Here is a 25,824-nt window from a genome sequence, read left to right on the forward strand (position 1 = left end):
GGGAGACGGGGACGGGCCGCCTTAGCATGTGTCCATGCCCCAGCGCCGATCCCACGTCGCCCCGTCCGCCGCGCAGAGCGAGCTCGCGACCGCACTCTCCGCCCTGCGCACGGAGATGGACGCCCCGGTGGACTTCTCTCCCGCAGCGATCGCCGAGGCGGAGGCGGTCGTCCCATCCACCCCGGCGCTCGACCTGCGCGAGATCCCGTTCGCGACGCTCGACCCCGCGGGTTCCCGTGACCTCGACCAGGCGTTCCATCTCGAACGCGAGGGCGCCGGCTATCGGGTTCGATACGCGATCGCCGACGTTCCGTCCTTCGTCGCTCCGGACGGGGCGATCGACGTCGCCGCCCGCGAACGCGGTCAGACGCTGTACGCGGCCGACGGCTCGATCCCGCTGCACCCGCGAGTGCTGTCGGAGGGGCGCGCCTCGCTCCTCCCCGGCGTCGATCGCCCCGCGCTCGTCTGGACCTTCCGGCTGGACGGGGACGGAGTCGTCGTCGAGCACAGGCTGGAGCGAGCGCTCATCCGATCCCGCGCCCAGCTCGACTACGTCGCCGCGCAGCGGGCGCTGGACGCGGGTGCCGAGTCGCCGGCGGCCCTCCTGCCCGAGATCGGCGCGCTCCGCCTGGCCCAGGAGGCCTCGCGAGGGGGCGCAAGCCTGAACCTCCCGGACGAGGAGGTCGTCCGGGGCGACGACGGCGCCTACGCCATCGTGCGCCGGAGCCCGCTGCCCATCGAGGACGCAAACGCGCAGCTGTCGCTCATGACCGGGATGGCGGCCGCGGAGCTCATGATCAGCGCCAGGGTCGGTGTGCTTCGCACCATGCCGCAGCCGGACGAGAGAGCCTTCGCCGCGTTCCGCGCGCAGACCAAGGCGCTGGGCCGCCCCTGGACCGAGGGACGCTATGGCGACTACCTGCGAGCCCTCGATCGGGCCGATCCGATGACCCTCCCGGTCCTGCAGGTCGCGGCGGGACTCTTCCGCGGCGCGGGCTACCTCGCCTTCGACGGCACGGTTCCCGAAGACCCCGTCCAGGCCGCGATCGGCGCCCCTTACGCGCACGCGACCGCGCCCCTGCGCCGCCTGGTCGATCGCTGGTCGCTCGCGATCTGTCTCGCAGTCGCCGAGGGGAAGGAGCCGCCGGCATGGGCACGCTCGTCGCTGTCCGCCCTGCCTGCGCTCATGCAGGAGTCGGGGCAGCGGGCCTCACGGCTGGGCGCCGCGACGATCAACGCTGTCGAGGCCGCCCTGATCACGCCCCTCGTCGGGTCGCGTGTGACGGCCACCGTGATCGCGCTGCGCGAGGACCGCGCCACCGTCCAGCTCGCCGACCCCGTCGTCACCGCCTCCACGCCGGCGCCGCCCGAGGCCCGACCGGGCGATCGGGTGACGCTCCTCGTGAGGGGGGCGGACATCGCGCGGGGAGAGATCACGTTCGCGCTGTGAGATGTTCGCGGTGACGGGCGGAGTCAGGGCGCCGGCACCGCGCTCGTGGTCATCACGAGCAGCTGCGGGTCGCTGAGGTCGAGCCGGACCCTGATCGACGCGAAATCCGCGAGTGACGCGGTGTGAGTGCCGCCGCATAGGATCGAGGCCGTCCCCTCGGGCAACGCGCACACCCAGCGACGACGGTCGGCGATCGTCGGCCCCTCGGTCTCGATGCTGCTCGCCGCCGCGGAGGAGATCCATCCCGCGAGGTGCGCGTTGATCCTCTCCTCCCGCTCGGCGAGCGAGGCGGCGAGCCCCTCGGTGTCGAATCCCGCCTTGCGCAGGCTCTTGCCGAGCCGGTACTCGTCCACCGCGCCGTCCTGACGGATTCGGCTGGTCTGATTGGCGCGTCCCTCGAAGTCCGGGAAGCCGAGCGCATCGACGCCCGGCTCCTTCCGCCACAGGTCGGCGACCGCGGCGTCCAGCGCGAGCGAGGCGAGGTGGCAGGCGGTGTGCCCGCGGCTGAGCCCGGAGCGAAGGGCCTCGTCCACCGACGCGCGCACCGTCACACCGGGGACCAGGCCGGCGGGCGCCCCGCCGACGATCCGATGCCCGACAAGCCACGTCCACCCCTCGGTGCCGCGCTTGACCGGGATGTCCGCCGCCACCGCGAATGCGCCGTCGTCGTCCTGCGCGGCCATCACCGCCTCCACGACGTCGACGCGGAAGCCCCCGCCTTCGAGCGCTCCCCGATCGCCCGGCTGGTCGGGCCAGGTGTGGTCGACGGGATGGAACGGTGTCCGATCGAGGACGACGACCGTCGTTCCGTCCTCCGGATGCACGGCCACCACCCGCGCCTCGCCGGTGACGGCTCCTGCAGGGAATGCGACGACCGTCGTCTGCGCGCGCATCGCGCCCACACCGGGCGCGGTCAATGCACCGGGGGGATCGTGAAGCTGGCGAGCCGGTCGCCCTCGACGACGAAGATCCCGTCGGACTCGCCGTTGAAGACGTTGCTGCGCCAGTCGAAATGCACCCGGGTGGTGCCTCCGTCGGACTCGACGCTCAGCACGGTCATCTGCGCCCCGGCGCCGATCGCGTCCGATCCAGCCCAGCTGCGCACTCCCTCTGCACCGCGCAGCACACGTCCCCAGTCGTCGACATAGCCATCCGGCGCGAACGCCGCAACGAAAGCGTCGGTGTCGGCCGCGTTGATCGCGTCGATCATCCTCCGCACGGGGGCGGGAAGCGTCTGGTCGGTCATGATTCCTCCTCGGTTCTCGATGCGGATATCGGCTCCTCCACTCTGCCACGCGACACGGAAGGACGAGCGGCGTCGCCGGGTAGTGTCGATGAACGGGCTGGCGATCATCGCGGGCGGCGAATGGTTCCCCGCAGAACCCCCGCCCCCTACATCCGTCTCGGATACGCGGGCGTTGCCCCAGAGCGGTTCGACAAGGCCGCCCGCTTCCTGGTCCGCTCCCTGGCCGGCCTCAGGAGCCTCAGCTCGTGACGACCTGCGCCGTCCCGAGCGGAGCGTCCGGCCCCATCTCGGCGGCGATGCGGTTCGCCTCCTCGATGAGGGTCGCCACGATCTCCGTCTCCGGAACGGTCTTGATGACCTCGCCCTTGACGAAGATCTGCCCCTTGCCGTTGCCGCTCGCGACACCGAGGTCGGCCTCACGGGCCTCACCCGGTCCGTTCACGACACACCCCATGACCGCGACGCGGAGCGGGACCGTCATGTCCTTGAGCCCCTCGGTCACACTGTCGGCGAGGGAATAGACGTCGACCTGCGCCCGTCCGCACGACGGGCAGGAGACGATCTCCAGCTTCCGCTCCCGGAGGTTCAGCGACTGCAGGATCTGGTGGCCGACCTTGACCTCCTCGGCCGGCGGCGCCGAGAGCGAGACGCGGATCGTGTCGCCGATACCCTCGGACAGGAGAATGCCGAACGCGGTCGCCGACTTGATCGTGCCCTGGAAGGCGGGTCCCGCCTCGGTCACGCCGAGGTGCAACGGCCAGTCGCCCCGCTCGGCCAACAGCCGGTAGGCCTTGACCATGACGACGGGGTCGTTGTGCTTGACCGAGATCTTGAAGTCGTGGAAGTCATGCTCCTCGAACAACGATGCTTCCCACACGGCGCTCTCCATGAGCGCCTCCGGAGTCGCCTTGCCGTATTTCTCCAGCAGCCGCTTGTCGAGCGAGCCCGCGTTCACGCCGATGCGGAGCGAGACGCCGGCGTCGGACGCCGCCTTGGCGATCTCGCCCACCTTGTCGTCGAACTGACGGATGTTGCCCGGGTTCACACGCACCGCCGCACAGCCGGCGTCGATCGCCTGGAAGACGTACTTGGGCTGGAAGTGGATGTCGGCGATGACCGGGATCTGGCTCTTCTTCGCGATGATGTGCAGCACGTCGGCGTCGTCCTGCGAGGGGACGGCGACGCGGACGATCTCGCAGCCAGAGGCGGTGAGCTCGGCGATCTGCTGCAGGGTCCCGTTGATGTCGGTGGTCTTCGTCGTCGTCATGGACTGGACCGAGACGGGAGCATCTCCGCCGACGAGCACCTTGCCGACCCGGATCTGCCGGGACTTGCGACGAGGCGCGAGGACTTCCGGGACGCGCGGCATCCCCAGGTTCACTGCTGGCACTCCACCAGCCTACGCCGCCCGGGCTGGACGGGACCTCCCTGTGATCGTTGACGGTGCGGTCGCGCCGCACGGAGCGCATACGTCGATGTGATAGTTTCGGCGCATGTCCGCGACCCGCACCTGGTGGCCCGCCTTCTAGGCGGTGGCTTCGCGTACAGACGAGATCGAGACCGCCTTCCGGGGCGGTCTTCGTCGTTTCTCGCCGCACCGGATGCCCGAATCAGGAGACACCGATGACCTCTTCCTCCTCGCCGGAATCCGACGCCTTCATCGCGCGCATCCGGGACCTCGCCGACGACCCCGGCTCGTCTTTCGTGCTCCTCGCCCGCGAGGGGGCGGAACGAATCGAGCTCCTCTCCGGGAACGTGGTCGACGTCGAGGAACTCGCAGACATCCCGCTCGGCGACGCCCGTGAGGTCTTCGCGATGGTCCCCTATCGTCAGGTGCGCGAACGCGGCTTCGAGACGCAGGACGACGGGGCGCCGCTGCGCTGCCTGCTCGTGATCGAGCATCTGCATGCCGCGGCCGGACCGATCAGAGAGGCCCTGCCCGACGCCCCGATCCCTCTGTCCGACGGCGGCTTCGACATCGACGACGCGGGATACGCCGCGATCGTCGAGCGCGTGATCGCCGACGAGATCGGGCGGGGCGAGGGCGCGAACTTCGTCATCCGCCGCGACTACACGGCCAAGATCGACGTCGACGAGAGGCGGGCGGCCCTCACCTGGTTCCGCGCCCTCCTGGAGCATGAGCGCGGCGCGTACTGGACCTTCGCGGTCGTCACCCCCGGAGTCGTCGCGGTGGGCGCGAGCCCCGAGGCGCACGTGGTCGCCCGCGGCGGCGTCGTGACGATGAACCCGATATCGGGGACCTTCCGCCACCCGGCAGGCGGCGCGACCGCCGAGACCCTGACCGCCTTCCTCTCCTCTGCCAAGGAGACCGAGGAGCTGTTCATGGTCGTCGACGAAGAGCTCAAGATGATGAGCGCCGTATGCTCCGACGGCGGACGGATCACCGGCCCGCACCTCAAGCGGATGTCCCGGCTGACGCACACCGAGTACATGCTGCGCGGACACAGCAGACTCGATCCGCGCGACATCCTGCGCGAGACGATGTTCGCCCCCACCGTCACCGGCTCGCCGATGCAGAACGCCTGCGCCGTGATCCGTCGTCACGAGCACAAGCCCCGCGGCTACTACTCGGGCGTCGCCGCGTTGTTCTCCCCGAACGACACGGGCGGGCACGATCTGGACGCCCCCATCCTCATCCGGACCGTCTATCTGAAGGACGGCGAGCTGGCCGTGCCGGTCGGCGCGACGCTCGTGCGTCATTCCGACCCCGCGGGCGAGGTCGGCGAGACGCACGGCAAGGCGGCAGGCGTCCTCGGCGCGATCGGTGCGGTCCCCCGAGACGACGTCCCCGATGCCGACGCCCCGAGCGGAGACCCCTCTGCCTCGTCCGCGCGTTCCGCTGACATCGCCGACGATCCGGCGATCGCCGCCCTCCTCGCTTCCCGCAACGCGCGTCTCGCCGAGTTCTGGATCAATCCTCAGGGCGACGGCTCGACGGGTCCCTTCGCCGGACGCACCGCCGTCGTGGTCGACGCCGAGGACCGGTTCACGACCATGCTCGCCCACCAGCTGCGCCACCTCGAGCTCGACGTGCGCATCGTGCCCTGGGCTGAAGCCCAGGACGAGGAGGTCGACCGTACGGACCTCCTCGTCGCGGGCCCCGGCCCCGGCGACCCGCGCGACACGGGCTCACCCCGCATCGCCCGGATGCGGGAGCTCGTCGCCCGCCGCCTCGACCACGGCCGGCCGCTCCTCTGCGTCTGCCTGAGCCACCAGATCCTCGCCGACCGGCTCGGGATCGCGCTCGCGCCGCTCGCGAGCCCCCATCAGGGACTGCAGAAGACCGTGCCGGTGTTCGAGGAGGACGCGTCGATCGGCTTCTACAACACCTTCACCGCGCGTGTGGCTCCCGGCACCACGCGCGTCGGGGAGGTCGAGGTCTCCGCCGACGCCGAGACCGGTGACGTCTACGCCTTACGAGGCACGGGCGTGGCGTCCGTGCAGGGACACCTGGAGTCGATCCTCTCTCGCGACGGCATGCGCACGCTCGAACGTCTCATCGCCCACGCTCTGATCTGACGTCCACGCCTGTCCTCCGACCCTCTCGGGCAGGAACGACGCCTCCGCCGATCAGCCGAGAAGCTTGACCGGATTGAACAGGTCGGCGACGAGGAGCAGGGCTCCCATCCCGATGAGGACCACAGCGACGACGACGGTCAGCGGAACCAGCCGGGTCGCGTCGACGGGCTTCGGCGGCGGGCGACGGAAGAGTCTCGCCCACGCCCGCTTCACCCCGTCCCACAGCGCGACGACGATGTGGCCGCCGTCCAGGGGAAGCAACGGGATGAGGTTGAACACGAACAGCGCGATGTTGAGGGAGCCCAGGAGGCTGAGCAGAGTCGCGAACCTGTTGAGGACCGGCGCGTCGGTCGCGGCGACCTCCCCCGCCAGCCGGCCCACCCCGACGACGCTCAGCGGACCGTTCGGGTCACGCTCTCCGCCGGTCACGAGCGAGACCCCCACGTCCCACAGCCGCGCGGGAAGCGTGATGATCATCAACGCCACGGAGCCGACGTTCGCCCCCGCTGCCTCGATACCCGCCGTCAACGGCTGCGGGACGTAGGCCAGCTGCGCTCCCACGCCGGCATACCCGACGTCCTTCAGGACCGGCTTGCCGTCCGCATCCCGCAGAGGACGCCCCCGTTCGTCCGACGCCGGGCGCTGCGCCGCGACCGGCGTGAGATCGAGCGTGAGTCGTTCGCCCCCGCGGTCCACGACGACGGGGAGCGTCTTCCCCGGCGAGGCCTGGATGATCGTGCTCGCCTCGGCGAACGTGTCGACATCGGTGCCGCCGACCGAGACGAGGACGTCGCCCGGCATGATCCCCGCCGCCGCAGCGGGGGCGACCTGGTCGCCCGTGGTGCACGCGGTCTGGCTGGTCCCGGCGGGGAGGACGCACTGCGACACCGTCGCGATCGTGGTCGTCCCCTGCTGCACGCCGATGCCGCTGAGCAGGATCGTGAAGATCACGACCGCGAGCAACAGGTTCATGAACGGGCCGCCGAACATGACGACGACCCGCTTCCACACCGACAGCCGATAGAAGACCCGCTCCTCACGATCCGGGTCGATCGTGTCGTCGTTCGCCGCGCGCGCGTCCTGGATGAGCGTACGGAAGACGCCTCGCGCGGGTTCTCCGTTCGAGGAAGACGGCGGGTACATCCCCGACATCGAGATGAAGCCGCCGACCGGCAGCGCCTTGATCCCGTACTCCGTCTCGCCGACACGTCGCGACCACAGCCGTGGCCCGAACCCGATCATGTACTGGCCGACGTGCACGCCGAACAGCTTCGCAGGCACGAGATGGCCGATCTCGTGCAGGGCGATCGAGACGCCCAGGCCGACCAGCATGAACAGCAGGCCGCCGACGTACAGCAGGATTTCCACCCCGCTACGCTACCGGCGCGAACTAGGAAACCGCCGTGCTACTCCGATGCGACGGCGATGAGCCGATCCGCGGTGCGCCGCGCCCATCGCTCCGCGTCCAAGAGCGTGTCGACCGTGAGGGTCTCGGGCGGCTCATGCGCGTCCACGACCCGAGCGATCGTGTCGACGATCCCGAGGAACGGCAGCCGCCCCTCGTGGAAAGCATCCACGGCCTGCTCGTTCGCGGCGTTGTACACCGCGGGAAAGGTGCGACCCGCGCGTCCCACCGCCTTCGCCAGTGCGACGGAGGGAAACGCGACGTCGTCAAGCGGCTCGAATGTCCAGGTGCTCGCCGAACGCCAGTCCAGAGGAGTCCCGACCCCGCCCACGCGGTTCGGCCAGTCCAGGCCGAGCGAGATCGGCAGCCTCATGTCCGGCGGCGAGGCCTGGGCGATGGTGGATCCGTCGACGAACTCGACCATCGAGTGCACGATCGACTGCGGATGCACAACCACGTCGATGCGGTCGTAGTCCACGTCGAAGAGCAGGCGGGCCTCGATCACTTCCAGCCCCTTGTTCACGAGGGTCGCGGAGTTGGTCGTGACCATCCTCCCCATGTCCCAGGTCGGGTGCGCGAGGGCCTGCCCGGGAGTGACCTCGGTCATCTGCTCTCGCGTCCGGCCGCGGAACGGCCCGCCGGAGGCGGTGACGACCAGGCGACGCACCTCGCTCCTCGTCCCGCTCCGCAGCGCCTGGGCGATCGCGGAGTGCTCGGAGTCGACCGGGACGATCTGCCCCGGCTGTGCGAGCGCGGTGACGAGGGTGCCGCCGACGATGAGCGACTCCTTGTTCGCGAGGGCAAGGGTCCGCCCCGCTCGGAGCGCGGCGAGCGTGCTCCCCAGCCCGATCGAGCCGGTGATCGCGTTGAGGACCACATCGGCGTCGACGTCGCGGACGAGCTGTTCCGCCTCGGCGGCGCCGAGGGCGGTGTCCTCCACGCCGAGGTCCGCGGCCTGGGCCGCGAGGCCCTCGGCGTCACGGCCGGCCGCGAGGCCGACGACCTCGAAGCGTCGAGGATTGGCGCGGATCACATCCAGCGCCTGGGTGCCGACGGAGCCGGTGGATCCGAGAACGATGACGCGCCGCATACCCCCAGCCTAGGGCGCCGCCGCCGTCTTCCGCGGTCTCGCCCTCTGCGCGGCCTACTTCGGAGCGGAGGGCGTGGTCGCCAGGATGTCGACCACGAAGACAAGGGTCTCCCCCGCGAGCTCGGCGGTGTTGCCGTCGCTCTTCTCGCCATAGCCGTCCTTCGGCGGGATCACGACCTCCACCTGCGATCCGACCTTCTGCCCCTCCAGGGCAGTGCGGAACCCGGCGACCACCTGGCTCGTCACGAACTGCGCCGGGGCGCCCCGCTTCCAGCTGGAGTCGAACTCCGACCCGTCGCTCCACTTCACACCGCGATACTGCACCGCGACGAGGTCGCCCGCGCCGACGGTCGGCCCGTCGCCCTGCTTCAGCACTGCGACCTTCGTCTCGGTCGGGACGCTGTCGCCCTGGGGGATGGTGATGTTCGGCGCGCCGTCCTTGTCGAGCTCCACCGCGGGCATGCTCTTGTCGGCGGCGACGGAGGTGCCGGTCGCCTTCGTCGGAAGCAGCTCGGTCGCCTTCGCATAGACGACGAAGGAGCTGCCGCCGCTCGTCATCGAGGACGGCACCGTCATCACGATGCGGGAGCCGAGGGGCTGGCATTCGAGTGCGGCGACGAACAGCGAGGACTGCTGGTCGAGCAGCACGGGCAGGACGCCGGACTCCCCGCGCGCGCTCGAGTCGAGCACGGTGTTGTTCGTGGCGTCGACGATCTGGTATTGCACAGACACGAGGTCGTTCTGCCCGATGTCCTTGCCCTTGCCCTTCTCCAGCACCGTGCGCTCGAGATCGGTCATCTCGGTGCCCGCCGGGATCTCGACCTTGGCGTCAGCGCCTTCTCCGGACACCGTGACGGCGTCGGACGCCGCGCCGGACTTGGTGTCCAGGACACAGCCGCCCGCCGACGGCGACGAGGTCGGGTCCGGCGACCCGCCGAACCCGCCGGCGCAGCCTGCGAGCAGAAGAGCAGACGCGGAGATGGCCGAGACGGCGGCGAGCAGACGAAGACGCACGGGAAACCTCGAGACGGAGAGCCGGGATGGGAGACGACCGAGAGCTTCCCGGCCTCGACCATCTTGCCCCATCTCGCTTTGCCGGTGCTGAGAGCGCGAAATCCGACACCGGAACGCGCCTCCGAGCCATTCCTGCGACGGCATGTGGGCTCCTCTACTGTGGTCGGGTGACACCAGAGCACCCCGTCTCCGCCACCGCGCCAGACTCCGAAGACCTCCCCGGCACGGATCCACGCAGGGCCGGACTCCTCTACCTCCTGGGCCGGATCGTGCTCGCCCCGCTCGCCCGGCTCGTCTACCGGCCGCGAGTGGAAGGACGCCGCAACGTCCCCCGCACCGGTCCGGTCATCATCGCCTCGAACCATCTGTCCTTCATCGACTCGATCGCGATCCCCGTCGCCGCCCCGCGGCGTGTGCACTTCCTGGCGAAGTCCAGCTACTTCGAAGGACACGGGGCTCGCGGCGCGCTGATCCGGAACTTCATGCAGGCGGTCGGGGCGATCCCGGTGAACCGCGGAGCGGGTCAGGCCGCCCTCGACGCGCTCGAGCAGCAGCGACAGCTCCTCTCCGACGGACAGGCGGTCGCGTTGTACCCCGAGGGCACGCGCTCGACCGACGGGCGCCTCTACAAGGGGCGGACGGGCGCCGCCTTCCTCGCGCTCGAGACCGGTGCCGTCGTCGTGCCGGTGGGCCTGATCGGCACCGACAAGGCCATGCCCGTCGGAGCGAAGATTCCGACCTTCGGGCACCGGGTGACGATCCGCTTCGGCGAGCCGATCGACCTGTCGCACCTCGGCGCGGCGGGGTCGGGCCGCGCGCGCCGGCAGGCGACCGATGCGATCATGTCCGCGATCCATGACCTCTCCGGCCAGGAGCTCGCCGGGGTCTACAACGAGGTTCCCGCGCAGGGGGCGATCGAGAAGATCAAGCAGGCCCTGCCCCACGAGCGTCGTTGACGAGGATCGTGGCCTCGTGTCGTACGGGGAACGCGACCGAGTTCGCGATGAAGCACCAGGCGTTCGCCTGAGCGTGCGCCGCATGCGCCGCAGCCACCATCTCCGGCTCGCTGACGGTCACGACGGGACGGAGCACGACCTCGGTGAACGCGCCGCTTCCCCGTCCGTCCTCCCGCATCGTCCCGCTCGCCTCGTCGCGATAGTCGGTGACCACCACGCCCGCGACGACGCACGCGTGCAGATAGGAGAGCAGGTGGCATTCAGAGAGCGCGGCGAGCAGGAGGTCCTCGGGGTTCCACCGCGAGGGGTCGCCGCGGAAGGGTTTGTCGGCGGAGGCCAGAAGCTCGGGCTTGCCGGGGACCACGACCGTCACATCCCTGGCGTAGTCACGGTAGCCGCTGGTGCCGGTCCCGAGATTCCCGGTCCAGACGGTCGTAAGCGCGTAGTCGTGGGTTCCGATGACCATGACGCCATCGTTTCACGCCGCTAGGCTTGCTGGCGTGCTGGAGACCCTGACCGTCAAGGACGCCGTCGAGCTCGCCGTCGTGGAGCGCAACGGATTCGTCGAATCCCGGCATGCCGGCGCCGCCGTCATGCTCTCCCCCGAGGGCGAGGTGATCGTCGCGCACGGCAACGCCCAGGCGCTGGTGCTGCCCCGTTCGAGCCTGAAACCGCTGCAGGCCGTCGCGTGCCTCACCGCTGGGTCCCCTCTCGCCGGCGAGCAGATCGGTCTGTCCACGGCCAGCCATGCCGGGACCGACCGCCACACCGAGGTCGTACGGGGGATGCTCGTCGACGGCGGTCTCACCGAAGACGATCTCGGCTGCCCGCCCGACTGGCCCACCGACTCGGCGACCCGCAACGAGCTCGTCCGCGAGAACGGCGAGCCCGCGCGCATCCGGATGAACTGCTCCGGCAAGCACGCCGCCATGCTCCGCGCCTGCGTGGCGACGGGCTGGAGCACCCACGACTACCTCTCCCCCGACCACCCGCTTCAGCTGCACATCCGCGACGTCGTCGAACGGCTGTCCGGCGAGAAGGTCGCCATGACCGCGATCGACGGCTGCGGGGCCCCGGTCCATGCGATCACCCTCATCGGCCTCGCCCGCGCGAGCCATCGGATCGGAGCCGCCTCGGAGCGCTCCCCGTTCGCGCTCCATCGCGTCGCGGGAACGCTGGTCCGCACGGTCCGGGAGCAGCCGTGGACGATCGACGGTCCCGGACGCGCCGACACGCTGGCGATCGAGAAGCTGGGAGTCTTCGCCAAGGGCGGCGCCGAGGGCGTGATGGTCATGATCGCGCCGAATGGCACGACCGTGGCGTTGAAGACTCTCGACGGCTCGCTCCGTGCGCGCACGATGGTCGCCGCGACCATGCTCGCCCGCGCCGGCGCCGTCACCGACGCTCAGGTGGCCGACCTCGCTGCCGCCCTTCCCCTCGCCGTCCACGGAGGCGGCACGGTCGTCGGGGCCATCCGCCCCGGCGCCGGAATCTGAGAGCCCCCAGAAGGGGCCGATCTCCCCTCTCCGGACCGGGAGAAGAAAGGAAGCACCATGAGGATCGCCGTCCCCGCCGAGGTGAAGAACAACGAGTTCCGTGTCGCGCTGACGCCGGCGGGCGTGCACGACCTCGTGCTCTCCGGGCATGAGGTGTTCGTGCAGTCCGGTGCCGGCGCCGGCTCGTCCATGTCGGACACCGACTATCGCGAGGCGGGCGCCACCTTGCTCGACGAGGCGGACGAGGTATGGGCGCGTGCCGAGCTCCTGCTGAAGGTCAAAGAACCGATCGCCAGCGAGTATCACCGGTTCCGCGACGACCTCGTGCTCTTCACCTATCTGCACCTGGCCGCCGACCGGTCCCTCACCGACCGTCTGACGGCGACCCGTCTGACCGCGATCGCCTACGAAACCGTGCAGCTCCCCGGCGGAGGTCTCCCGCTGCTGGCCCCGATGAGCGAGGTCGCCGGTCGGCTCGCCCCTCTCGTGGGCGCGCATACGCTCATGCGCTCCGAGGGCGGCCTCGGCCTGCTGATGTCGGGGGTGCCCGGCACGCGCCCCGCGACGGCGACCGTGATCGGCGGCGGAGTGGCCGGAGCCAACGCCGCGGTGATCGCCGCGGGCATGGGAGCCGACGTGACGGTGTTCGACACGAACATCGCTCGTCTGCGCTTTCTGGACGACCACTTCGCCGGTCGGGTCAAGACCGCCGCCTCGAACCCGCTGGACCTGCGCAAGGCCGTCGTCGCCTCGGACCTCGTGATCGGGTCCGTGCTCATCCCCGGCGCGAAGGCGCCCAAGCTCGTGACCAACGACATGGTCGCCGAGATGCGCCCGGGGAGCGTCCTCGTCGACATCGCGGTGGACCAGGGCGGATGCTTCGAGGACACTCACGCCACCACGCACGACGATCCGACCTTCCGTGTGCATGACACGGTGTTCTACTGTGTCGCGAACATGCCGGGCGCCGTCCCGAACACGTCCACCTCCGCGCTCACGAACGCGACCCTCCCGTACATCCGCGCCATCGCAGGCCGGGGTTGGAAGGATGCGCTGCGCGCCGACCAGGCACTGGCCAGCGGGCTCAACGTCGCGGCAGGCGCCGTGGTGAACGCCGGCGTCGCGTCCGCGCACGGTCTGCCGCTGGCTCCGATCGGCGACGTCCTGGGCTGACACGGTCACTGACCATGCGCTGCGAGGCCGGGGACGACGACCCGGCCTCGCAGCGCACCGTCTCGGAGCGCCCATGCCCGGCCGGCATCGATCTCGGCATACGGAGGAAGCTCGCGTATCCCAGCGAGCGTCCGCAGCTCGCGCGCCGCCTCGGCGAGCACTAGGACCTCGGCGCGCTCCCGCAGATCCTGCCACAGTGAGAACCGGCGCTGCCAGGAGTCGGGGTCTCCGACGAGGATGACCCGGCCACCGTCGCAGAGCGCCTCCGCGTCCACTCCTCGCGCCGTCGGCGGCAGCGTATCGAGGGTACGGACGCGGCTGTCGGGGAACGTCCGTTCTAGCGCCTTTGCCGTCCGCTCCGGCGCTGGCCCCACGACGACCGTGATCCTCGCCTCCGGGCGCCACAGTGATGCGCTGTCACGCATCCGGCGACCGGCCCCGCGCCCGTCGTCCGGCCGCCGGTCGTGGACCGCCACTCCCACAAGCTGTATCTCGTGCGCGCCGCTCCTTCCACGTCCCGGCGGACGCGCGGGGTCGAAGCCGTTCGCGTCGCCACCTGCCGCGAGGTGCTCGGCGCGATTCGGCAGCCGGAGCAGCACCCGGCGTGGCAGCAGGTCGGCGATGGCCGAGACCGACCCGGGACACCGGGAGGCCGTGGCGACGACCACCGTCCCTCGGGCGGGTGCGGCGCGGATCACCCGCTGCAGGAGACCCGCCCAGGCGGTCGCGTAGTCGATCGGGAATCGGCTCAGGATCACGTCGAGATCGTCGACGAGGAGGAGCTCGGGGAAGCGTCGGCGTCCTTCGGCGAGCTCCGCGACGGACGTCCATGCGCGTTCGAGGTCGCCGGGGACCTCGAGAACCGACGCGCTCTGCCCCCGAAGCGCCGCGACGACGGTGCTCTTGCCCGTCCCCGGCCCGCCCAGCACTGACACGCCCCGCTCTCGCACCGGATCGAGGAGGAGGACGGACTGACGTTGCCGCTCGGGCTCGTCGACGAGCCCGAGCACGAGCCCCGCCGCCCCCGCTCCTTCGCGACAGCCTGTGACGTCGTCGGTGTCGTTTCGGAGAGGACTCAGCTCCGCCACGGAGACCGCTGCAGGCAGCGACGGCAGCCAAGGGCTGGGCGCCCGCCTCGCCCCCTGGTGCTCCCCGGCGATGGCGCGGACGTCGCTCCGGTCGGTCCGGGCCACACGGAAGAGGACGGGTTCGTCGTCGCCCGCGCGCCGGACGAACGCGAGGCCGCGGCCCTCGTCATCGCCCGGAAGAGAGGAGGCATCTTCCGTGCCGAGCATCAGCCTGCTGTCCTGAGGCTCCGAGACCCGCAGACAGATACGCAGCGGGCAGTTCGCCGCCAGCGCCTCGCGGATCACCCCCGTCGCCCGCTGGGTGCCCAGGACCAGGTGCATCCCCAGCGCCCGGCCACGGGCGGCGAGGTCGGTGAACACCGCCCCGAGCTCCGGATGCTCGTGCAGGAAGGCCGCGAACTCGTCGACCACGATGACGAGCCGGGGAAGCACCCCGGGGGCCTCCTCGATGCTGCGAGCACCGCGTTCGGCGAGCGCGGCCTCCCTGCGGCGCAGCTCCGCCCGCAAGCTCTGAACACCACGCTCGGCCCCGGCACCATCAAGATCGGTGAGGACGGCGGCGACGTGAGGAAGCGGGCGCAGCGCCTCGAATGCCGTCCCGCCCTTGAAGTCGGCCAGCACGAACGCGACCTCGTCCGGCGGGTACGACGCCGCGATCGCGGCGACCCAGGTCGCCAGGAGCTCGCTCTTGCCTGCACCGGTGATCCCCGTGACCAAGGCATGCGGGCCATCGCGGACGAGATCGACGAAGACCGGCGTCGTTCCCGGCGCGAGGCCGATCGCGATGCGAAGGCCCGGCCCGTCCTCGCGCGTCGGTCGTTCGGCCGTGCCCGCGGCCGAACGCACCTCGGCGAGCCCAGCGGCCGCCGGAGGACCCTCCGCCCGGCGTCCCCCTTCCACCGCCGCGAGCACCGCTCGTGCCTGCGCGGCGGAGACGCCTTCGACGGCGCAGCGGATCTCTTGCGTCGCGGATCGCACGATCGCCGCCTCGGGCGCGTCGACATCGATCACCGTCTCGACCCCGACCGGCGGCCTGGCGCCCGGCGCGAGGAGGAGCAAGGCGACATGATCGCGGCCGTCCGTCGCCGGTGTTCCGATGCCGACATGCACCTGCAGGAGCGTGCCGCTCCGTCGGCGCACCTGCGGGGCCGAGTCAAGGCCGAGCTCCGCCACCCCCTCTCCGGTCAGGCGGATCGCGTCGGCGGCGAACCGCAGGCACAGCTGCAGGACGAGCGCCCTGAGCACGGCTCGCGAGACCGCTCCGGCACCGCGCACGCAGATTCCGCCGTGCAGCGAGGCGGTGACCGTCATGTCGTCGATCGTCGCCGCCCGCTCGCGAAAGGCATGCGCCCTGTCCCCCTCACCGCCGGAGAGCCGGACCGGGCTGGGCACGCTTCCGCGGCCGACGGCGAGACGAACATCCTCCCCTGTGTCCGCGGAACGCAACGGGAGTTCTGTGAGGCAGCGAAGAACGTCCGGTGCCTCACGGGCGGCCCGGCGACGCTCGGCATCGGATCGGGCGGAGAGGCGCTGCGCGACACGCTCCCATGCGTCGTCCTCCTCCGTGGCGCTTCGTCGTCGCTCCCTCCGGCCGTTCCGCAGGAGGTCGAGGAATGATGCGAGAAGCATGAGCGGTGAGATCGCCGCGAACCAGAGCATCATCGCGTTGCCGGTGATCTGCCACAGGAGCACGCCGGAGGCGACCGGGACCACGGCGGCGATCAGCGGGAGTGCGGCCCGGCGTGGTGCGGCGGGTGCCGAAGGCAGCAGGAGAGGCTCTGCGGATTCCATGCCGACAGTCCACCGGAACGGCGAGGGCGTCGAAGACCCGTCCCCGGGATCGGTGTACTACTCGGCCTCGGAGGCGGCTGTGGAGGAGGCGGGATGACGCGTCACATCGAGGACGATGAGCGTCACGTTGTCCCTCCCGCCGTTCTCGAGGGCGGCCTCGAGCATCGCGTCGACCGCGGTCGACGCCTCAGAGTGCTGGTTCAGGAAGTGCTGGATGCCGTAGTCGGTCAGTTCCTTCGTGAGACCGTCTGAGCAGATCACGAAACGATCGCCGTCGCGAACGGCAAACTCGCGGTAATCGGGCGGCGCGGCCTCGCTCACGCCCACCGCGCGGGTGATGACGTTGCTGTACGGGTGCCCCTCCGCCTCCTCGGGGCTCAGCCGCCCGGCGGCGATGAGCTCTTGAACCACCGAATGGTCGGTGGTGATCTGCTTCAGCGCGCCGTCGCGGAGAAGGTAGACGCGTGAGTCGCCGATGTTCAGCGACACCCATCGCGGCTCATCGGGGCCAAGCGCCAGGAACACGCCGGTGAGCGTGGTTCCGGTGCCCTCGTCGGTGGTCTCGGGGTGTTCGGCGATGTCCTCCACCGCCGATGCCAGCGCCTGCTCGATCGCCGGTGACGTGATCTCGCCGGCCTCGACGCTCTCCTGCAGACGGGCGATCGTCCGTTGGCTGGCGATCTCGCCTCCGGCGTGCCCGCCCATGCCGTCGGCGACGACGAAGAGGGGATACTCCGCCAGGAAGGCGTCCTGATTGTTCTCCCGCCGCCTGCCGCGGTCCGTCGCGCCCGCCCACCGGAGTCCGATGACGTCCCCGGACGCGAGAACGACCTCCCGCGTGTACGGCGTCGACGTCTGGGTCACTGAAACCATCCCCCTCCTCGGACGATCATCGTGACCGTCGGAGTCTCACTCATCGTAGTCGAAGGCCGTCGGGACGCTCATGCGCCCGGGTCGGCGGGCAAGGGGAAGAGCGAGTCGATCGCCGCGAGGTCCTCTGCCGTCGGCGTCCACGCCGCGCCGGCCCGGGCGTTCGCCTCGATCTGCTCCGGGGTGGTCGCCCCCGCTATCACCGAGGCGACCGTCGGACGGGCGAGGAGCCAACCGAAGGTGGCCTCCAGCATGGTGATGCCCCGCTCCGCGCAGAAGTCACGATAGGAGTCGAGCGCGTCCCACGGGGCGTTCTCCCAGAGGTGCGCCCTGGTGGACATGATCCGGCTCCCCGCGGGACCACCCTCCCTCGTGAACTTGCCGGTGAGGAGTCCGTTGTGCAGCGGGAAGTAGGGGAAGAACCCCAAACCGAACCGCTCGGAGGCCGGGAGCACCTCCCGTTCAGCTGCCCGCGCGAGAAGAGAGTAGTGGTTCTGCGCGGACACGAAACGGGAGCCGCCGCGGGCCCTGGCCGTGAGCTCCGCCTCGGCGATCTGCCATCCGGTGAGGTTCGAGTGCCCGTAGTAGCGGATCTTCCCCTCCCGGACGAGGTCGTCGAGCGCGTCGATCGTCTCGGCGATCGGCGTGTCCGGGTCGGGGAAATGGAGCTGGTAGAGGTCTATCCAGTCTGTGCGCAGACGGCGCAGCGACTCCTCGACGGCGCGACGGACGTAGCGGCGCGACCCCATCCCTCCCGGGAAGTCATATCCCATGTCGTAGTGACCGTGGCCGAACTTCGTGGCCAGGACCACGCGGTCCCTGCGCCCTTCGAGGGCCTCGCCCATCAGCGTCTCGCTGAGACCGGGGTCCTTGCCGTAGATGTCCGCGGTGTCCAGGAACGTGATCCCGTTGTCGATCGCCGCGTCCAGGACGAGCCTCGTCCCCTGCCGCGTCTCGGTCACGGTCCCGGCCCGCCCGAAGTTGTTGCACCCCAGGCCCACGGCGGAGACGAGGAGTCCAGAGGAGCCGACACGACGTTCGGAGATCACCATTCCTCCACGCTATCAACTCGTCGACCGTCGTGACGCCTCCACCGGAAAGGCGGAAGGGGCGGGGATCGTGTGATCCTCGCCCCTTCCGGTCGACCGCGACTCAGGCGGGCGGCGTGTTCGGGTCGGAAGGCTTGTCCTGCTCGGCCTCGCTCTCGGGAGCAGGGACGGCAGGAGATGCCGTCTCCGGTGCCGACGGAGCGGGCGGCGCGGCCGGAGGGGCGGCAGGCGGTGCCGGAGGCACCACCGGTGCGCTGGCCGGGGCGGCAGGAGGCGTCGGCGGAGCGACCGGAGCCTGGTAGCCAGGCTGCGCCGGAGCGGCAGGAGCTTGATAACCGGGCTGCCCGGGAGCCTGGTAGCCCTGCGGCGGCGCATAGCCCTGCGGAGCGCCGTATCCCTGCGGAGCGCCGTAGGCACCGGGAGTCGGTGCCGCAGCGGACGGCTGGACCGGGATGCCCTCCCACTGGGTGCGGTCGCCGAAGAAGCTGTTCCCGCCCCACGGGGCCGGAGCGATGTTCGGGTTCCACCGCGAGCGGTCGAAGGCGTTGATGCCCAGCCAGACGATGCTCAGGAAGAAGTACAGGACGACCCAGACGGCGTCCTTCTGCAGTTTCAGCCCGATGCGCCAGGCGGCCAAGACCATGACGACCGTGCCGCCGAGCCCGAGAAGACCGGCGAAGAGGTTGAGGATCGGAATCCAGGAGAGCACGATCGCACCGCCCCAGGCGATGAGCGGCAGCCACGGCGACAGATCGCCGAGCTTGGCGAAGATCATCGTGTTGTACACGGGGATCCACGCCCGCCACTTGCCCTGGACACCTGCTTTCTCGAAGACCTTCATCATGAAGATCGACGAGATGACGTACCAGACGAGAGCGAAGAAGACGGCGAAAAGGGCAAGGCCCCCGACGATGGCCCACGCCGCGCCGTAGTAGTAGTAGTCGTCCATGGATCCCTCCGGGTGGAAGTCACGATGCCCGTCGCATCGCGACATAAACAATAGCGTGCTATGGCGTCGAATGCCGTATGCCTGCGTGAACGGTCGTTTCTCTGCCCGCGTGTGTCAGGAACGGCGCGCGGCGACCTGCGCCGTCACGAGCTCGATCACCCGCGGATCGGAGGTCTCGCGCACCTCCAGTCCCTCGCCCCGTGCCCAGGCGAGGAACCCTCGCCTCGTCGCCGCACGCGGACGGCTCTCGGCCAGAGCACGGACCAGCAGGCCCTTCGCATGCTTGTTGAAGTGGTTGAGCGCCCTGCCCGACTCGGCGACGACCCTGACATACGCGGCGGGGACCCCGTCGGGCACGGGGCCGAGCGCCACATAGGCCTCGGAGCGGAGGTCGAGCACGAACCGGGGCGCCGCCGCGGCGATGGCCTCGCTGACCGCGGCAGCCCAGTGCCGGCGGAGCGGCGGGAGCCCGGGAAGCGAGGCCCCGGCCCCGAGGCGGTAGGCGGGGATGGGATCGAGCGCACCGACGGGACCGAAAGGCGCACTGTGGATCCACACGTGCGCGCCGAGCCACCGGCGCCCCGCCGGCGGAAGGGAAGAGGCGTCGAGAGCGTCGAAAAGCACGCCGGTGTACCGGTCCACCGCGGGCATGGTCGGCGCAGTGCGGAGCACCGCGTTGTCGCCGATCCCGCCGCGCTGACGTTCGCTGAGCGCGAGGACGCGAGCCGCCCGCTCCTCGTCCGCGGACAGGGCGATCAGCGCGTCCACCGCCGCCTCGCGCTGCGGCGTGAGCTCCGGCAGCGCCCACGACGCCATCGCCGCCGGCGCACCGACGCCTCCCGGTCGTTTGGTCTCGGAAGGGGGAAGGAGGATTCTCATGCGCTCCTGCTGCTCCATGTCATGCTGCGCCTGCTGTGCGGCCGGGCAGACGACGAGAGGGAGACCCCGAAGGGACTCCCTCTCGTCGTGGCTCTGCCTCTGGCCGTGTTTCGGTTCTCAGGCGATGAGCGCGGCGTTGCCCGCGACGATCGTCAGGACGTTGCCCTCCATGGAGAGGAAGCCGTCCTGCGCGTTCGCGAGCACCTTGGACCCGTCGCCCTGAGTGATCCGCACCTGGCCCTCGGCGAGGATCGCCAGCACCGGCTCGTGCCCGGGCATGATGCCGATCTCGCCCTCGACGGTCTTGGCGACCACCAGGCTCGCCTCACCCGTCCAGACCTCCGCATCGGCGGAGACGAGGCTGACGTGCAGAGTTGCCATGATCAGGCGTTCTCCTTCTGGATCTGCGCCCACTTCTCCTCGACGTCCGAGATCGGGCCGACGTTGAAGAAGGCCTGCTCGGCGACGTGGTCGAAGTCGCCGCGGCAGATCGCGTCGAACGATTCGATCGTGTCCTTCAGCGGCACCGTCGACCCCTCGACACCGGTGAACTTCTTCGCCATGTAGGTGTTCTGCGAGAGGAACTGCTGAATGCGGCGGGCGCGGGAGACGACGATCTTGTCCTCTTCCGAGAGCTCGTCGACACCGAGGATCGCGATGATCTCCTGCAGTTCCTTGTTCTTCTGCAGGATCTGCTTGACCGTCGTGGCCACCCGGTAGTGGTCCTCGCCCAGGTAGCGCGGGTCCATGATCCGCGAGGTCGAGGTCAACGGGTCGATCGCGGGGTACAGGCCCTTCGAGGCGATCTCACGCGAGAGCTCGGTGGTCGCGTCGAGGTGCGCGAAGGTGGTCGCCGGCGCCGGGTCGGTGTAGTCGTCGGCGGGGACGTAGATCGCCTGCAGCGACGTGATCGAGTGACCGCGAGTCGAGGTGATGCGCTCCTGGAGGAGCCCCATCTCGTCGGCGAGGTTCGGCTGATAGCCCACCGCAGAGGGCATACGTCCGAGGAGGGTCGAGACCTCGGAACCGGCCTGCGTGAAGCGGAAGATGTTGTCGATGAAGAGCAGCACGTCCTGCTTCTGCACGTCACGGAAGTACTCCGCCATCGTCAGAGCCGACAGCGCGACGCGCAGACGGGTCCCCGGCGGCTCGTCCATCTGTCCGAAGACGAGGGCCGTCTTGTCGAAGACGCCCGCCTCCTCCATCTCGCCGATGAGGTCGTTGCCCTCACGGGTGCGCTCGCCGACACCGGCGAACACCGACACACCGCCGTGATCCTGCGCCACACGCTGGATCATCTCCTGGATGAGGACGGTCTTGCCCACACCCGCACCGCCGAAGAGGCCGATCTTCCCCCCCTGCACGTACGGGGTGAGAAGGTCGATCGACTTGATGCCGGTCTCGAACATGGTGGTCTTGGACTCGAGCTGGTCGAAGTTCGGTGCCTTGCGGTGGATCGGCCAACGCTCGGTGACCTCGATCTGCTCGCCCGGCTCGCCGTTGAGGACCTCGCCGATGACGTTGAAGACCTTGCCCTTGGTGACGTCACCGACGGGCACGGAGATCGGCGCACCGGTGTCGCGCACCTCCTGGCCGCGAACGATGCCATCGGTCGGCTTCAGCGCGATCGCACGGACGAGGTCGTCGCCGAGGTGCTGGGCGACCTCGAGCGTGATCTCGGTCGACTCGTCACCGATCGTGATCGTCGTCTTGAGGGCGTTGTAGATGTCGGGGATCGAGTCGTGCGGGAACTCGATGTCGACGACCGGTCCGTTGACGCGCGCGACGCGCCCGACGACCGCGGTCGCGGCGTTGTCAGCCGTGGCGGTGGTGGTCATATCTTCGTCTCTCTCTTAGAGGCTTACTTGCTCGTCGCCAGCGCGTCGGCGCCGCCGACGATCTCGGCGATCTGCTGCGTGATCTCGGCCTGGCGCGCGTTGTTGCGGAGGCGGGTGTAGTCGGTGATGAGCTTGTCGGCGTTGTCGCTGGCCGACTTCATCGCCTTCTGTGTCGCGGCCTGCTTCGCGGCCGAGGACTGCAGGAGGGCGTTGAAGACCCGACTCTGGATGTACACCGGCAGGATGGCGTCGAGCACCGTCTCGGCATCCGGCTCGAACTCGTACAGCGGGTAGACCGCAGTGCCGGCGTCGGACTCGTCGGCCTCCGCGATCTCCAGCGGAAGCAGACGCACGGTCTCGGGCGACTGCGTCATCATGCTGACGAACCGGTTGTAGACGAGGTGGATCTCGTCCACGCCCCCGGCGTCGCCGCCGCGGCCGAAGGCCTCGAGCAGCGTCGCCGAGATCTCCTCGGCCGTGTGGAACGACGGTGTGTCCGTGTCGCCGGTCCACTCCGCTGCCGCCTCGATCCGACGGAACTGGAAGTAGCCGACGGCACGACGGCCGATGAGGTAGAACACCGGCTCCTTGCCCTGCTCCCGCAGGAGCTCCGCCAGCTCGAGCCCCTCGCGGAGGATCTGCGAGTTGAAGGCACCGGCGAGACCGCGGTCGGCCGCGAAGATCACGACCGCGGAACGGCGGATCGTCTCGGGCTCGCGGGTGAGCGGATGATCCACGTTGGAGTGCGTTGCGACGGCCGAGACAGCCCTCGTCACCGCGCGCGCGAACGGCGAGGACGCCTTCACGCGTGCCATGGCCTTCTGGATGCGCGAAGCCGCGATGAGCTCCATCGCCTTCGTGATCTTCTTGGTCGTCTGAGCAGAGGAGATCTTCTGCTTGTAGACCCGGAGTTGTGCGCCCATATCTCAGACTCCTCCGCGACTATGCGCGACGGCCCTTGACGATCTTCTCCTGGTTCACGTCGTCGACGTCTGCCGCCGCGTGCTCCTCGTGACCGGGAGCGCCGATGCCATGGCTCTTGCCGCCCTGGAACTCCAGGACGAAGGCGTCGGTGGCCTTCTCCAGCTCGGCGACCGTGTCGTCGTCGAGGACGTTGGTCTCACGCAGGGTGTCCAGGACCTTGGTGTTTCGACGCAGGTAGTCGATGAGCTCGCGCTCGAAGCGGAGCACGTCCTCGACCTCGATCGTGTCGAACTTGCCGTTCGTGCCGGCCCAGATAGAGACGACCTGGTCCTCGACCGGGTACGGCGAGTACTGCGGCTGCTTGAGCAGCTCGGTCAGGCGCGCGCCTCGGGCGAGCTGCCGACGCGAGGCGGCATCGAGGTCGGACGCGAACATCGCGAAGGCCTCGAGCGAACGGTACTGCGCCAGCTCCAGCTTCAGTGTGCCGGACACTTTCTTGATCGACTTCACCTGGGCGTCGCCGCCGACACGCGAGACCGAGATGCCCACGTCGACCGCCGGACGCTGGTTGGCGTTGAAGAGGTCGGACTGGAGGAAGATCTGTCCGTCGGTGATCGAGATCACGTTGGTCGGGATGTAGGCAGAGACGTCGTTCGCCTTGGTCTCGATGATCGGCAGGCCGGTCATCGATCCGGCGCCGAGGTCGTCGGACAGCTTCGCGCAACGCTCGAGCAGACGCGAGTGCAGGTAGAAGACGTCGCCAGGGTAGGCCTCGCGCCCGGGCGGGCGGCGAAGGAGCAGAGACACGGCACGATAAGCCTCGGCCTGCTTCGACAGGTCGTCGAAGATGATGAGGACGTGCTTGCCGCCGTACATCCAGTGCTGGCCGATCGCCGAGCCCGTGTACGGAGCGAGGTACTTGAAGCCGGCCGGGTCAGAGGCAGGAGCCGCGACGATCGTCGTGTACTCCATCGCGCCGGCCTCTTCGAGCGCGCCCTTCACCGAGGCGATCGTGGAGCCCTTCTGGCCGATCGCGACGTAGATGCAACGGACCTGCTTGTTGACGTCGCCCGACTCCCAGTTGGCCTTCTGGTTGATGATCGTGTCGATCGCGATCGCCGTCTTGCCAGTCTGACGGTCGCCGATGATGAGCTGACGCTGGCCGCGTCCGACGGGGATCATGGCGTCGATCGCCTTGATCCCGGTCTGCATCGGCTCATGCACGCTCTTGCGCTGCATGACGCCGGGCGCCTGCAGCTCGAGCTCGCGCACGCCCTCGGTCGCGATCTCGCCGAGGCCGTCGATCGGGGCGCCGAGCGGGTCGACCACACGGCCGAGGTAGCCGTCGCCGACCGGGACCGAGAGCACCTCGCCGGTACGGGTGACCTCCTGGCCCGCCTCGATGCCGGCGAAGTCGCCGAGGACGACGACGCCGATCTCGTGCTCGTCCAGGTTCAGCGCGAGACCCTTGGTGCCGTCGGCGAAGGTCACGAGCTCGTTCGCCATGACGCCGGGCAGTCCCTCGACGTGAGCGATGCCGTCGGCCGCGTCGATGACCGTGCCGACCTCGGTCGCCGCAGCCCCTGTGGGCTCGTACGCGGCGGCGAAGTCCTTCAGCGCGTCACGGATGACGTCGGGGCTGATCGAAAGTTCTGCCATTGTCTTCCCTTTGTATCTGGGTGCGCGGTTCCCCGCGCGAAGTCCTTGTGTCAACCCGCGAGCTTGTGCCGGAGATCGGCGAGTCGGGCGGAGAGGCTGCCGTCGATGACGTCGTCCGCGACCTGCACGCGCAGACCGCCCACGACCGTGGGGTCGATGACCTCGTTGAGCGCGACGGGGCGACCGTAGCGCTGGGCGAGGACGTCGCTGAGACGACCGCGCTGCGGCGCGCTGAGCGGTGCGACGGCGTGAACCGTCGCGACGATCCGATCGCGCTGCGCGGAGACGATCCGCATCGCCCGACTGAGGAGCTGGCGCACCCGACGCTCCCGCGGCTGGCGCACCAGCGAGGAGACGATCAACGTCGTCGCGGCGCTGACGCCACCGCCGAGGAGCTTCTCGACGAGCGCGCCCTTAGCCGCTCCGTCCCCGAGCCTGCTGCCCAGGGCCAGCTCGAGCTCCGGGTTCCCCGCGACCAGACGCGAGACCGAGAACAGCTCTCCCTCGATGTCCGTCTCGGGCGCGGCGATCGCTGCGGCACGGATCGCGAGCTCCTCGATGCCGTCGACGAGGTCGGCGGCACCGGACCAACGCTCGGACACCGCGGCGCGGAGCACGTTCTGCACCGGGGCCGTGGCCCCGTCGAAGACACGGCCCACGACGGCCGCACGGGCCTCCGTGGGAGCCGAGGGGTCGGCCAGCGCGCCGCTCAGCGCGGAGGAATCACCCACCAGGCGGGCGGCGGAGAACAGCTCGCTCGCGCTGCCGAGGGTGAGACCCTGCGTCGCCGCCAGCGCCTGGCTCGACGCCGCGAGTGCCTGAGTGGTCGCGCTGCCCATTACTTCGCCGCCTCGGAGGCCTCGAGGTCCGCGAGGAAGCGGTCCACGACGGCCGTCGCACGAGCGTCGTCGCTGAGAGTCTCCCCGACCACGCCGCCGGCGAGGTCAAGGGCGAGCGTGCCCACCTCACCGCGCAGCGAGACGAAGGCCGCCTGACGCTCCGCCTCGATCTGCGCGCTCGCGGCCGTGGTGATGCGGGTGGCCTCGGCCGTCGCGGTCTCCTTGGCCTCGGCGACGATCTTCTTGCCGTCCTCACGGGCGGCCTCGCGGATCTCACCGGCCTCGGCGCGAGCCTCGGCCAGCTGGCGGGTGTACTCCTCCAGGGCTGCCTCGGCCTGCTTCTGGGCCTCGTCCGCCTTGGCGATGTTGCCCTCGATGGCGGCCGAACGCTCGTCGAGCATCTTCGTCAGGCGCGGAAGGGCGACCTTCCACACCACGACGAGGATGACCAGGAACCACAGCCCCGACCAGATGATGTCGTACCACGCGGGGATGAGCGGGTTCTTCGGCTCGCTCTCTGCCGCGAGGTTCGTGACAAGAGCGTTCAGCATCCTGTCTCCTTCAGAGG

At 69.9% G+C, this 25,824-nt stretch carries 23 protein-coding genes; 5 read left to right on the plus strand and 18 right to left on the minus strand.

All coding sequences use genetic code 11. From position 1 onward, the window contains the following. Positions 1 to 34 precede the first annotated feature (34 nt). Positions 35 to 1,450, plus strand: coding sequence for an RNB domain-containing ribonuclease (locus ACP15J_RS03595; RefSeq protein ID WP_424935423.1), 1,416 nt, complete (start codon positions 35 to 37; stop codon positions 1,448 to 1,450). 23 nt (positions 1,451 to 1,473) lie between these two features. On the opposite strand, the gene ACP15J_RS03600 is transcribed toward ACP15J_RS03595, so the two are convergent. The 3 genes from ACP15J_RS03600 to ispG form a co-directional block, all read right to left on the minus strand. Next, positions 1,474 to 2,367 carry a hypothetical protein gene (locus tag ACP15J_RS03600; RefSeq protein WP_424935422.1) on the minus strand — a complete coding sequence of 298 codons (894 nt, stop codon included), beginning with the start codon at positions 2,365 to 2,367 and terminating at the stop codon, positions 1,474 to 1,476. Then, complete coding sequence (locus ACP15J_RS03605) at positions 2,364 to 2,696, minus strand: nuclear transport factor 2 family protein (RefSeq protein WP_424935421.1); 333 nt, start codon at positions 2,694 to 2,696, stop codon at positions 2,364 to 2,366. Before ACP15J_RS03605 ends, ACP15J_RS03600 begins: the two co-directional genes overlap by 4 nt. A 238-nt stretch (positions 2,697 to 2,934) precedes the next feature. Continuing rightward, positions 2,935 to 4,086, minus strand: coding sequence for a flavodoxin-dependent (E)-4-hydroxy-3-methylbut-2-enyl-diphosphate synthase (gene ispG / locus ACP15J_RS03610; RefSeq protein WP_197220199.1), 1,152 nt, complete (start codon positions 4,084 to 4,086; stop codon positions 2,935 to 2,937). Positions 4,087 to 4,319: 233 nt separating this feature from the next. Here ispG and ACP15J_RS03615 point away from each other — a divergent pair, with 233 nt between their 5' ends. Next, on the plus strand, positions 4,320 to 6,236 hold the full coding sequence (locus ACP15J_RS03615) for a chorismate-binding protein (protein WP_424935420.1): 1,917 nt from the start codon (positions 4,320 to 4,322) through the stop codon (positions 6,234 to 6,236). Positions 6,237 to 6,287: 51 nt separating this feature from the next. Here the strand turns inward: ACP15J_RS03615 and ACP15J_RS03620 are convergent, their stop codons facing one another. Genes ACP15J_RS03620 through ACP15J_RS03630 form a run of 3 tightly spaced genes read right to left on the minus strand, consistent with a single transcriptional unit; the run spans position 6,288 to position 9,745 of the window. Beyond that, positions 6,288 to 7,604, minus strand: coding sequence for a M50 family metallopeptidase (locus ACP15J_RS03620; RefSeq protein ID WP_424935419.1), 1,317 nt, complete (start codon positions 7,602 to 7,604; stop codon positions 6,288 to 6,290). Between the two features lie 38 nt (positions 7,605 to 7,642). Continuing rightward, the gene (gene dxr, locus ACP15J_RS03625) at positions 7,643 to 8,731 is read right to left on the minus strand and encodes a 1-deoxy-D-xylulose-5-phosphate reductoisomerase (protein WP_424935418.1); all 1,089 of its coding nucleotides are present in this window, start codon (positions 8,729 to 8,731) and stop codon (positions 7,643 to 7,645) included. A 54-nt stretch (positions 8,732 to 8,785) separates the two neighbouring features. Then, on the minus strand, positions 8,786 to 9,745 hold the full coding sequence (locus ACP15J_RS03630) for an FKBP-type peptidyl-prolyl cis-trans isomerase (RefSeq protein WP_424935417.1): 960 nt from the start codon (positions 9,743 to 9,745) through the stop codon (positions 8,786 to 8,788). 257 nt (positions 9,746 to 10,002) lie between these two features. Here ACP15J_RS03630 and ACP15J_RS03635 point away from each other — a divergent pair, with 257 nt between their 5' ends. Beyond that, on the plus strand, positions 10,003 to 10,701 hold the full coding sequence (locus ACP15J_RS03635; protein ID WP_424980878.1) for a lysophospholipid acyltransferase family protein: 699 nt from the start codon (positions 10,003 to 10,005) through the stop codon (positions 10,699 to 10,701). Here the strand turns inward: ACP15J_RS03635 and ACP15J_RS03640 are convergent. Further along, positions 10,670 to 11,167: an OsmC family protein gene (locus ACP15J_RS03640; protein WP_424935415.1), complete on the minus strand. Its 498-nt coding sequence runs from the start codon at positions 11,165 to 11,167 to the stop codon at positions 10,670 to 10,672. The genes ACP15J_RS03635 and ACP15J_RS03640 overlap by 32 nt on opposite strands. Between ACP15J_RS03640 and ACP15J_RS03645 the strand changes: the two genes are divergently transcribed. Both ACP15J_RS03645 and ald read left to right on the plus strand, forming a co-directional pair. After that, positions 11,166 to 12,197 carry an asparaginase gene (locus ACP15J_RS03645; protein WP_424980879.1) on the plus strand — a complete coding sequence of 344 codons (1,032 nt, stop codon included), beginning with the start codon at positions 11,166 to 11,168 and terminating at the stop codon, positions 12,195 to 12,197. The two genes, ACP15J_RS03640 and ACP15J_RS03645, sit on opposite strands and share 2 nt — an antisense overlap. Before the next feature lie 57 nt (positions 12,198 to 12,254). Continuing rightward, positions 12,255 to 13,370 carry an alanine dehydrogenase gene (gene ald, locus ACP15J_RS03650; RefSeq protein WP_424935413.1) on the plus strand — a complete coding sequence of 372 codons (1,116 nt, stop codon included), beginning with the start codon at positions 12,255 to 12,257 and terminating at the stop codon, positions 13,368 to 13,370. A 5-nt stretch (positions 13,371 to 13,375) separates the two neighbouring features. Here ald and ACP15J_RS03655 read toward each other — a convergent pair whose 3' ends face one another. The 11 genes from ACP15J_RS03655 to ACP15J_RS03705 form a co-directional block, all read right to left on the minus strand. Continuing rightward, positions 13,376 to 16,249, minus strand: coding sequence for an FtsK/SpoIIIE domain-containing protein (locus tag ACP15J_RS03655; RefSeq protein ID WP_424935412.1), 2,874 nt, complete (start codon positions 16,247 to 16,249; stop codon positions 13,376 to 13,378). Between the two features lie 57 nt (positions 16,250 to 16,306). Continuing rightward, the gene (locus ACP15J_RS03660) at positions 16,307 to 17,122 is read right to left on the minus strand and encodes a PP2C family protein-serine/threonine phosphatase (protein WP_424935411.1); all 816 of its coding nucleotides are present in this window, start codon (positions 17,120 to 17,122) and stop codon (positions 16,307 to 16,309) included. A 68-nt stretch (positions 17,123 to 17,190) separates the two neighbouring features. After that, positions 17,191 to 18,171 carry an aldo/keto reductase gene (locus ACP15J_RS03665; RefSeq protein WP_424935410.1) on the minus strand — a complete coding sequence of 327 codons (981 nt, stop codon included), beginning with the start codon at positions 18,169 to 18,171 and terminating at the stop codon, positions 17,191 to 17,193. A 100-nt stretch (positions 18,172 to 18,271) separates the two neighbouring features. Further along, positions 18,272 to 19,162 carry a hypothetical protein gene (locus tag ACP15J_RS03670; RefSeq protein WP_424935409.1) on the minus strand — a complete coding sequence of 297 codons (891 nt, stop codon included), beginning with the start codon at positions 19,160 to 19,162 and terminating at the stop codon, positions 18,272 to 18,274. 69 nt (positions 19,163 to 19,231) lie between these two features. Then, positions 19,232 to 19,996, minus strand: coding sequence for a YaaA family protein (locus tag ACP15J_RS03675; RefSeq protein WP_424935408.1), 765 nt, complete (start codon positions 19,994 to 19,996; stop codon positions 19,232 to 19,234). 117 nt (positions 19,997 to 20,113) lie between these two features. After that, on the minus strand, positions 20,114 to 20,377 hold the full coding sequence (locus ACP15J_RS03680; protein ID WP_424935407.1) for a F0F1 ATP synthase subunit epsilon: 264 nt from the start codon (positions 20,375 to 20,377) through the stop codon (positions 20,114 to 20,116). Between the two features lie 2 nt (positions 20,378 to 20,379). Beyond that, complete coding sequence (atpD, locus tag ACP15J_RS03685; RefSeq protein WP_197220349.1) at positions 20,380 to 21,834, minus strand: F0F1 ATP synthase subunit beta; 1,455 nt, start codon at positions 21,832 to 21,834, stop codon at positions 20,380 to 20,382. Positions 21,835 to 21,857: 23 nt separating this feature from the next. Next, entirely contained in the window at positions 21,858 to 22,757 is a 900-nt protein-coding gene (locus tag ACP15J_RS03690) for a F0F1 ATP synthase subunit gamma (protein ID WP_197220350.1), read from the minus strand. A gap of 19 nt (positions 22,758 to 22,776) precedes the next feature. Continuing rightward, positions 22,777 to 24,417, minus strand: coding sequence for a F0F1 ATP synthase subunit alpha (gene atpA / locus ACP15J_RS03695; protein ID WP_424935406.1), 1,641 nt, complete (start codon positions 24,415 to 24,417; stop codon positions 22,777 to 22,779). Positions 24,418 to 24,467: 50 nt separating this feature from the next. Continuing rightward, a complete protein-coding gene (locus tag ACP15J_RS03700) occupies positions 24,468 to 25,256 on the minus strand; it encodes a F0F1 ATP synthase subunit delta (RefSeq protein ID WP_424935405.1) in 789 nt (262 codons plus the stop codon). Continuing rightward, positions 25,256 to 25,807, minus strand: coding sequence for a F0F1 ATP synthase subunit B (locus ACP15J_RS03705; protein ID WP_424935404.1), 552 nt, complete (start codon positions 25,805 to 25,807; stop codon positions 25,256 to 25,258). Before ACP15J_RS03705 ends, ACP15J_RS03700 begins: the two co-directional genes overlap by 1 nt. Positions 25,808 to 25,824 lie beyond the last annotated feature (17 nt).

Source organism: Microbacterium sp. S308A+ (assembly GCF_049800815.1).
GTDB lineage: Bacteria > Actinomycetota > Actinomycetes > Actinomycetales > Microbacteriaceae > Microbacterium.